At 51.8% G+C, this 2,141-nt stretch carries 2 tRNA genes and 3 rRNA genes; all 5 read right to left on the bottom strand.

From position 1 onward, the window contains the following. Positions 1 to 1,283, bottom strand: a 23S ribosomal RNA gene (locus C400_RS0125865); the annotation flags it as partial. Between the two features lie 184 nt (positions 1,284 to 1,467). Next, a tRNA-Ala gene (locus C400_RS0125870) sits at positions 1,468 to 1,543 on the bottom strand. A gap of 20 nt (positions 1,544 to 1,563) precedes the next feature. Then, positions 1,564 to 1,640 (bottom strand) — tRNA-Ile (locus C400_RS0125875). Between the two features lie 38 nt (positions 1,641 to 1,678). Further along, positions 1,679 to 1,795, bottom strand: a 5S ribosomal RNA gene (rrf, locus tag C400_RS0125880). A gap of 117 nt (positions 1,796 to 1,912) precedes the next feature. Continuing rightward, a 16S ribosomal RNA gene (locus C400_RS0125885) occupies positions 1,913 to 2,141 on the bottom strand; the annotation flags it as partial.

The following is a 2,141-nucleotide window of genomic DNA, read 5'->3' on the forward strand; positions in this document are numbered from 1 at the left end:
TGCAGTCCAGCGCTCCTTCCGGTACACCTTCAACCCGCATTCAACGCTCCCCTACCCCTGATGCAAGCATCAAGCCATAGCTTCGGTGGTGTGTTTAGCCCCGTTACATTTTCGGCGCAGAGTCACTCGACCAGTGAGCTATTACGCACTCTTTCAATGGTGGCTGCTTCTAAGCCAACATCCTGGTTGTCTGTGCAACTCCACATCCTTTCCCACTTAACACACACTTGGGACCTTAGCTGATGGTCTGGGCTGTTTCCCTTTCGACAATGGATCTTAGCACTCACTGTCTGACTCCCGGAACTAAATCTATGGCATTCGGAGTTTGACTGAGCTTGGTAACCCTTGCGGGCCCCGCACCCAATCAGTGCTCTACCTCCACGATTCTTTTTTCCGAGGCTAGCCCTAAAGCTATTTCGGGGAGAACCAGCTATCTCCGGGTTCGATTGGAATTTCTCCGCTACCCCCACCTCATCCCCGCATTTTTCAACATGCGTGGGTTCGGGCCTCCAGTGCGTGTTACCGCACCTTCACCCTGGACAGGGGTAGATCACCCGGTTTCGGGTCTACGTCCACGTACTCATTCGCCCTATTCAGACTCGCTTTCGCTGCGGCTTCAGCTCTTCACCTTAACCTTGCACGGAACGTAACTCGCCGGTTCATTCTACAAAAGGCACGCCATCACCCATAGATCGGGCTCTGACTTCTTGTAAGCACACGGTTTCAGGATCTATTTCACTCCCCTTCCGGGGTGCTTTTCACCTTTCCCTCACGGTACTGCTTCACTATCGGTCGCCAGGGAGTATTTAGCCTTGGCAGATGGTCCTGCCGGATTCATACGGGGTTTCACGTGCCCCGCACTACTCGGGATCCGTCTCGGAGGGAACAAGTTTTGAACTACAGGGCTTTTACCTTCTCTGGCGGGCCTTTCCAGACCTCTTCATCTAACCGGTTCCTTTGTAACTCCATGTGAGACGTCCCACAACCCCAAGGAGCAAGCTCCTTGGTTTGGGCTAATCCGCGTTCGCTCGCCGCTACTGACGGAATCACTATTGTTTTCTCTTCCTCAGGGTACTTAGATGTTTCAGTTCCCCTGGTCTGCCTCTCACTCACCTATGTATTCAGTGAGTAGTGACTGTCGATGAAGACAGCCGGGTTTCCCCATTCGGACATCCCCGGATCAAAGCTTGCTTACAGCTCCCCGAGGCCTTATCGTTGTTCGCCACGTCCTTCGTCGGCTCCTGGCGCCTAGGCATCCTCCGTGTGCTCTTTGTAGCTTAACCTAGACTTTTCTTTCACGAAAGAAAATGTCAATGTTTAATAAAGAGTGATTTTTGCCAAAGGCAAAATATCTCTCCTTATCTGCTACCTTTATTTCACTTGTTTACACAAGATCAGCTTAAAGGAATATTCTAAAACGCAATTTCGTTTCGGTATCCAGTTTTCAAGGTGCAATGATAAAACTTTTGGTGGAGCCAAGCGGGATCGAACCGCTGACCTCCTGCGTGCAAGGCAGGCGCTCTCCCAGCTGAGCTATGGCCCCAAAAGAATATATAAAGTTTATGGTGGGCCCTAGTGGACTCGAACCACCGACCTCACCCTTATCAGGGGTGCGCTCTAACCAGCTGAGCTAAGGGCCCATATAAACCACCAAAAAAAATTATTCTTTAGTGGTTGCGCTTGGCGGCGTCCTACTCTCCCAGGACCCTGCGGTCCAAGTACCATCGGCGCTGGAGGGCTTAACGGTCGTGTTCGGGATGGGTACGTGTGGAACCCCTCCGCTATCGCCACCAAACGTTTGAGAGTTTGAACTCTCAAAACTGAGCAACGAGTGAGTAACAGGCCTAAACCTGAGTTTTGAAGCTATGCTTCATATTTGAATGTTTCCATTGCAGGAAACGATTCTCCATAGAAAGGAGGTGATCCAGCCGCACCTTCCGATACGGCTACCTTGTTACGACTTCACCCCAATCATCTACCCCACCTTCGGCGGCTGGCCCCTTGCGGTTACCTCACCGACTTCGGGTGTTGTAAACTCTCGTGGTGTGACGGGCGGTGTGTACAAGACCCGGGAACGTATTCACCGCGGCATGCTGATCCGCGATTACTAGCAATTCCGACTACATGTAGCGAGTTGCAGC

This window comes from Paenibacillus sp. ICGEB2008 (genome assembly GCF_000307675.1).
GTDB lineage: Bacteria > Bacillota > Bacilli > Paenibacillales > Paenibacillaceae > Paenibacillus > Paenibacillus polymyxa.